Here is a 6275-nt window from a genome sequence, read left to right as displayed (position 1 = left end):
GCTTCCGGGCCTTGCGGAGATCTTGCTCAATTCCGAGGTCGAGACGCTGGAGACAGTGATCGTCGATTTGGCAAGCGGGCGCACCACCGATGATCCCGCCCCCGAAAGCTATGATTATGTCGCCGCCCAACGCGACACCGCCCAGACAACCGCACTGACAAGCGCGCAGGACATCGCCAAGATCGGCCGCCGACCGAACCTTGCCCCGGCCTATTTGCTGCGCGGCAAAGAGGGCCTCGCGCTGGTTGTCCTGCCGGTTTACGGCACAGGTTATCAATCGACGATCCGTGCCTATCTGGCCCTGTCCGCCGATCTAAGCACGATCGCGGGCCTCAGCATTTATGAGCAGGCCGAAACACCGGGTCTGGGAACAAGGATCACTGACGCCGCGTGGCAAGCCCTGTGGGCAGGCAAGCAGGCCGTGGCCCCATCGGGGGAAATCGTCATCAAGGTTGTGCGCAGCGGTGCCAGCGGCCCATCTGAAGTTGACGGCGTTTCAGGTGCTACCCGGTCAAGCATGGGGGTTGCGCGCCTTGTCCAGTTCTGGGTCGGCCCCGATGGCTTTGGCCCGTTTCTCGACAATCTTCGGTCAGGAGAGAACCCGTGATCGGCAAGAACCTTCATCACCTGACCGCGCCGCTGATCGACAACAACCCGATCACGCTGCAGATTCTCGGGATCTGCTCGGCGCTTGCGGTAACCACGTCAATGGCCACCGCCCTGACGATGAGCCTTGCACTGACTGTCGTGCTGACCACAGCAAGCGCGGCCATCAGCCTGATCCGCCGTCACCTGCCCACGTCAATTCGGCTGATCGTGCAAATCACCATCATCGCCTCGCTGGTGATCGTCGCCGATCAGATCCTGCGCGCCTATGCCTACGAGATGAGCCAAAGATTGTCGGTCTTTGTCGGGCTGATCGTGACCAATTGCATAGTCCTTGGGCGCGCCGAGACCTTCGCGATGCGCAATCCGGTCTGGCCGAGTATTCTTGACGGTCTGGGCAATGGCTTGGGATACAGCTTGGTGCTGATGCTCGTCGCTGCGATCCGCGAAGGGTTGGGCTCGGGCTCGCTGTTTGGGGTGCAGCTGCTGCCGCTTGCCTCTGAAGGCGGGTGGTACCAACCGCTTGGCTTCATGCTGCTGGCGCCAAGCGCATTCTTCATCATCGGCCTTTTGATCTGGGCAATCCGCACCCGGCACCCGGCACAGGTAGAACCCAACGCATTCCCGATCCGCGATCTGGCAAGTGAGGAGCGGCCATGAACGAGCTGTTCCTGCGCGCCGTATTTCAGGAAAACCTCGCGCTGTCGTTCTTTCTTGGCATCTGCACGTTCCTCGCGGTGTCCAAGCGTGTTGACACCGCGCTTGGGCTTGGCGTCGCGATGGTTATGGTGCAGGGAATTACGGTTCCGCTTAACCACATCATTTTCTACGGCCTTCTCATCGAAGGGGCATGGGCTTGGGCTGGATTGCCCGAGATCGATCTAAGCTATCTGAAACTGATCTGCTTCATCGGTGTCATCGCCGCGACCGTTCAGATTCTTGAAATGACGCTTGATCGCTATGCACCGAGGCTGCACCGAAGCCTTGGGATTTTCCTGCCATTGATTACCGTGAACTGCGCCGTTCTTGGCGGTAGCCTGTTTATGGTTGATCGTCACTACAGCCTGCCGGAAAGCATCGTTTATGGCCTGGGCAGCGGCTTTGGCTGGGCGCTGGCAATCGTCGCTTTCGCAGCGATCAGGGAACGCCTGCGCTATGCCGATATCCCCAACGGCCTTCGCGGGCTTGGCGTCGCGTTCATCGTAACGGGCCTTATGTCGATGGGTTTTTCGGCATTGGCCGGGGTGGGTGCGCCATGACCGAGATCATTCTAGGAAGCATCGTTTTCATCTTGATCGTGCTGGCGCTTTCCAGTCTGGTTTTGGTCGCGCGCACGATCCTGCTGCCTTCCAGACCGGTAACCGTCCATCTGAACGACGCAAAAGACATCAGCGCGCGCACCGGATACAAACTCCTCGTCGCACTGACAGACAGTGGGATCGCCGTTCCCTCGGCCTGTGGTGGTGCCGGAACATGCGGGCAATGCCGGATACGCATAACCGAAGGGCTTGGCCCGGCGCTACCAACCGAAGCTGCAATTCTCTCGCGTGCAGAGCTTGCCTCTGGCCTGCGGCTGGCCTGCCAGACAACCCTTCGCGCCGATATCTCGGTCACGCTCCCGGAAAGCATGTTGACCGCCCACTCATGGGATTGCACCGTCGTCTCTAGCCGCACCATTGCCCCGATCATCCGCGAAATCGTGCTGGCACCGACCGGCACCGAACCATTTACTTTCAAGCCCGGCGCTTTTGTGCAGATCGAAGCTCCACCGTATCATCTGAACTTTGCGGATTACGAGATTGCGCCCGAACATCGCGCTGTATGGGCCCAACAAGGGCTTGCGGCGCTGCACGCGCGCGGCAAGGGCGGCGTGTCGCGCGCCTATTCCGTTGCGAACAGCGCGGTTTCGGACGTGGGCAACATCGTCCTTCTGGTCCGGCTGGCCCTGCCGCCCCCCGATTTTCCAGATGCCCCGCCGGGGGTCGTTTCGTCTTGGCTGTTCGGCCTGCGAGAGGGCGACGGGGTCACCATCACAGGGCCATTCAGCAGCTTTGCCGCGCAAGAAAGCGACCGCGAAATGGTGTTCATCGGCGGCGGGGTCGGCATGGCACCGTTACGCGCGATCATTACGGACCAGCTTGAACGCAAGGGCACGACCAGAAAGATGAGCTTTTGGTACGGCGCGCGCAGCCGGGTGGACCTGTTCTATGAGCAGGATTTCGAGCAGTTGCAGGCGAAATACCCCAACTTCCGCTGGACCGCCGCGCTTTCCAGCCCGGGCGCAGATGATGACTGGCACGGCGAAGTCGGCTTTGTCCACGAAGTCGCATTGCGTAGCGGCTTGGCCACGCACCCTGCCCCGCATGACTGCGAATATTATCTTTGCGGCCCCCCAATGATGATCAAGGCGGTGCTCGCCATGCTTGATGATCTGGGCGTCGGACGCGATCGGATATTCAACGACGATTTCGGGGGCTGAGCCATGATCCTGACACGACGCGGATTTCTGGCAGGCACAATCGCAGCGGCGGCTGGGGCGGCACGTCCCGCCGCAGCAATGGAAATGTTGCAGATCGAAGGCCCGGCCTTTGGCGCGCACTGGCGGGTTCGATCTCCCTCGGGTGCTGACCCGGATGCGATCATCCGCGCCATGACCCGCGTCATCGAAGAAATTGATGCCGCCATGTCGCCGTTTCGCGCACGCTCTGAAATCTCGCTTTTCAACCGCGCTGAAACCACAGATTGGCTACCGCTTTCACCCGCAATCCTCACAACGCTCGCCGAAGCACGCCGCGTTGCGGAACTGACGAATGGCGCGTTTGACCCTACACTTGGCGGTCTGGTCGGGCGCTACGGATTCGGCCCGATCACGACAGCGCCCGAAGGGGCATACCGCGATTTGGCGCTTGGCACCGATTGCGCGCGAAAGGCCCATTCGCGCCAGACGCTTGACCTGTGCGGAATTGCCAAGGGCCATGCGCTTGACCGTAGCGCAAGCGCGTTGAAATCGGCCGGCATTGGCACATTTTTCATTGAAATGGGGGGCGAGGTTTCAGCAAGCGGGCTGCGGCCCGATGGCTCGCCTTGGCGTGCGGCTATCGAACGCCCGCTGCCCGGCGCGGCGGCAGCGCATTGCGTTGTGGCGCTGCAAGGCGAGGCGCTTGCGACCTCGGGCGATCTGATCAACAGCTACTTCGTGGCCGGTCGCCGCTACACGCATATCATCGACCCTCAGCGGATGTCGCCCACAGATGGCGCGCTGGCCTCGGTCTCGGTTTTTGCGCCAGAGGCGATCACGGCAGATGCGCTTGCAACCGCGCTTTTTGCGATGGGGTCAGAGCGTGGGCCAGAGTTTGCCGAGCGGGTGGGCATTGATGCGCTGTTCCTTTCGCGCGTCGGGCAGGGTTTGCGCGAGACCATGACGCGCCGGTTCTCGGCGCGGGTCATTTACGGGTGAGGTAGCCATGGCAACATTTCTGATCACATTCGGACTGGTCCTTCTGGCCGTTGCAGGGCTTGCGGTTGGTGCCATCTTTGGCCGCGCGCCGATCAAGGGGTCATGCGGGGGCCTGTCTTGTATTCCGGGCGCGGACTGCGACGCTTGTCCGAACCATGAGCGCAAAGGTGATCTGACATGACCGCGCGACCACGCATCGCCGATTACATGGCGCGCGATCTGATCCTACTCAGACCGGATATGGAGATTCTGCACGCGATGAAGATCTTGCTGGAAAAGCGGATCTCAGGCGCGCCAGTGGTTGATGCCGAGGGACACCTCGTCGGCGTTTTGTCCAAGAAAGACTGCCTGCGCGCAGCCTTGCACGGCGCGTATTATCAGGAATGGGGCGGGCAGGTCGCTGCCTTTATGAGCGCCCCGGCCGCAACGCTTGATGTTGACCTTGATCTGGTCGAGGCGACAGAAAGCTTTCTCGCCAGCCCCTACCGCCGCTTTCCGGTCTTGCGAGAGGGGGAACTGGTTGGGCAGATCAGCCGGGCCGATCTGCTGCGCGCGCTGGTCGACAACTGGTCTGGCTAGCAACACACCGATCACGCCCGAGGCATGACCGCACATATCGCGCGCAAGGCAGCGCTTTCGTGGCAGCGGCTTCTTGACAGCAATCAATGCATGCGCGGGTGGGCGGATGCTAGGAAGCAGGATCAAAGTTCAGATTGGGGCTCTGCATCGCTATGGCAAGAAGCACCTCCAGAACATGGGCGCTGGTCATGAATGGCACGCGAAGCCGGATCTTGCGCGGACTTCCCGCAGGAGGTGAAAAACCACGCGCAGAACTGGTTCTTCGATCCGAGTCGCGTAACCTGCGCGACATCATGTCGGATAGACCGGGGCGGTCTTTCGCGTGGGGCCGCAAGGCGGCAATGGAATACGCCAGTGATCCGATTGCCGAAGACCAGCGCGAATTCGTCCGCCAAGTCATCGCACTATTGGAAAGCCATCGGCGTGCCGGCGATTTCGACAGATTGGCGGTTTTTGCCGAACACGACATACTTGGGCACCTGCGCCAACTGATGCCGCAGTCCTTGCGCAAGATAGAGATCTTGGAGGTTCCAAAGAACCTGCTTCACCTCTCGGCACCCGAGATTTCAGCGGCAGTTTCACAAGAGTTGAAAAATGTATCGTACCTTTCCTGATCGACGCGCGGCGGGTAGCGCACTGGCGCGCGAACTTGTGCGGTTTACAGGGCCGCAAACAATTGTTCTGGGCTTGCCGCGCGGTGGCGTGCCCGTGGCAGAGGAAATTGCGCGCGCGTTAAAGGCACCACTGGACATCATTCTCGTGCGCAAGATCGGGATGCCGAAGAACCCGGAACTGGCCTTGGGCGCGCTTGCCGGACCGGAAGGGCAGACAATCGTATTGAACAGCGAGTTGGTAAACGACTATGGCATCGACGCCGCCACGATCGAGGCACAGGCGGCACCCAAGCGCGTAGAACTTGCCCAACGCCGCAAGCTCTGGGGGGCACGTCTGAAAGCCGGGGCCCTAGAGGGCAAGGTGGTGATCCTTGTCGATGACGGCATCGCCACCGGTGCCACGATGCGCGCGGCCATAGCCGCCGTTCGGGCCGATCAACCGCGCCTAGTCATCGTCGCAACCCCGGTCGCCGCCCCCGACGCACTAAAGCGGATATCGAAGCTATCGGACGAGGTGGTTTGCCTGTCGGCACCCGTCGAGTTCTTTGCGGTTGGTCAACACTATGAAAGCTTTCCGCAAGTCAGCGACGATGAGGTTCGCGCCATACTTGCCGCAGCCGATTCACTCTCCCCCCTGCCATCGCAGCGGTCTTGACGGGCGGTTGTTCGCGCGACTTCCGGGCATTGTAGCTGTGGGTCAGGCGGGTTCCTGCGCCGTTGCGCTTCGTCAATGAAACCCTTGGGCCTTGGATTACCATCAATAGACTACGGCCCTTATGGCTGGGCTACGTTTTTCGAAAGGAAGCGCAATGCTTAATCTACGAATCTTGGTAGCGGCCAGCGTTCTAGGTGCAGCCCCAGCGTTGGCTCAGGACGCGACGCAGGAGTTTGCTGCCGGGCGCAGTGAATACCTTTCCGCATGTGCCGCGTGTCATGGCGAGACCGCCGACGGGAACGGCGAGATCGCGATCATGTTCAAAAGCCGCGTTCCAGACCTGACGGGGCTGGCGCAGCGCAAT

At 60.9% G+C, this 6275-nt stretch carries 10 protein-coding genes; all 10 read left to right on the top strand.

Annotation, left to right across the window (positions count from 1 at the left end; all coding sequences use genetic code 11):
• On the top strand, positions 1-607 hold a 607-nt coding region (locus tag ABY403_RS12205; protein WP_372841097.1), incomplete at its 5' end, for an FMN-binding protein.
• Positions 604-1266, top strand: a complete 663-nt coding sequence (locus ABY403_RS12200; RefSeq protein WP_372841096.1) for an NADH:ubiquinone reductase (Na(+)-transporting) subunit D — start codon at positions 604-606, stop codon at positions 1264-1266. The genes ABY403_RS12205 and ABY403_RS12200, both read left to right, overlap by 4 nt.
• Positions 1263-1865, top strand: coding sequence for an NADH:ubiquinone reductase (Na(+)-transporting) subunit E (gene nqrE, locus ABY403_RS12195; protein WP_372841095.1), 603 nt, complete (start codon positions 1263-1265; stop codon positions 1863-1865). Before ABY403_RS12200 ends, nqrE begins: the two co-directional genes overlap by 4 nt.
• Positions 1862-3085, top strand: a complete 1224-nt coding sequence (nqrF, locus tag ABY403_RS12190) for an NADH:ubiquinone reductase (Na(+)-transporting) subunit F (protein ID WP_372841094.1) — start codon at positions 1862-1864, stop codon at positions 3083-3085. The genes nqrE and nqrF overlap by 4 nt, the downstream gene beginning before the upstream one ends.
• A gap of 3 nt (positions 3086-3088) precedes the next feature.
• Positions 3089-4063: an FAD:protein FMN transferase gene (locus tag ABY403_RS12185; RefSeq protein WP_372841093.1), complete on the top strand. Its 975-nt coding sequence runs from the start codon at positions 3089-3091 to the stop codon at positions 4061-4063.
• 7 nt (positions 4064-4070) lie between these two features.
• A complete protein-coding gene (nqrM, locus tag ABY403_RS12180; RefSeq protein WP_372841092.1) occupies positions 4071-4244 on the top strand; it encodes a (Na+)-NQR maturation NqrM in 174 nt (57 codons plus the stop codon).
• Positions 4241-4642, top strand: coding sequence for a CBS domain-containing protein (locus tag ABY403_RS12175; protein ID WP_372841091.1), 402 nt, complete (start codon positions 4241-4243; stop codon positions 4640-4642). The genes nqrM and ABY403_RS12175 overlap by 4 nt, the downstream gene beginning before the upstream one ends.
• A gap of 152 nt (positions 4643-4794) precedes the next feature.
• Positions 4795-5256 carry a host attachment protein gene (locus tag ABY403_RS12170; protein ID WP_372841090.1) on the top strand — a complete coding sequence of 154 codons (462 nt, stop codon included), beginning with the start codon at positions 4795-4797 and terminating at the stop codon, positions 5254-5256.
• Entirely contained in the window at positions 5237-5911 is a 675-nt protein-coding gene (locus ABY403_RS12165; protein ID WP_372841089.1) for a phosphoribosyltransferase, read from the top strand. Before ABY403_RS12170 ends, ABY403_RS12165 begins: the two co-directional genes overlap by 20 nt.
• A gap of 154 nt (positions 5912-6065) precedes the next feature.
• The coding region (locus ABY403_RS12160) for a cytochrome c (protein ID WP_372841088.1) at positions 6066-6275 on the top strand (210 nt) is incomplete at its 3' end.

Origin of the sequence: Phaeovulum sp., from assembly GCF_041596715.1 — a bacterium.
Lineage (GTDB): Bacteria > Pseudomonadota > Alphaproteobacteria > Rhodobacterales > Rhodobacteraceae > UBA6213.
This window is presented reverse-complemented; position numbering and strand designations above follow the sequence as displayed.

Coding starts and splice junctions, on each gene's coding strand:
- nqrM (WP_372841092.1), top strand. CDS start 4,071: ATGGCAACATTTCTGATCACATTCGGACTGGTCCTTCTGGCCGTTGCA.
- ABY403_RS12175 (WP_372841091.1), top strand. CDS start 4,241: ATGACCGCGCGACCACGCATCGCCGATTACATGGCGCGCGATCTGATC.
- ABY403_RS12165 (WP_372841089.1), top strand. CDS start 5,237: ATGTATCGTACCTTTCCTGATCGACGCGCGGCGGGTAGCGCACTGGCG.
- ABY403_RS12185 (WP_372841093.1), top strand. CDS start 3,089: ATGATCCTGACACGACGCGGATTTCTGGCAGGCACAATCGCAGCGGCG.
- nqrF (WP_372841094.1), top strand. CDS start 1,862: ATGACCGAGATCATTCTAGGAAGCATCGTTTTCATCTTGATCGTGCTG.
- nqrE (WP_372841095.1), top strand. CDS start 1,263: ATGAACGAGCTGTTCCTGCGCGCCGTATTTCAGGAAAACCTCGCGCTG.
- ABY403_RS12170 (WP_372841090.1), top strand. CDS start 4,795: ATGGCAAGAAGCACCTCCAGAACATGGGCGCTGGTCATGAATGGCACG.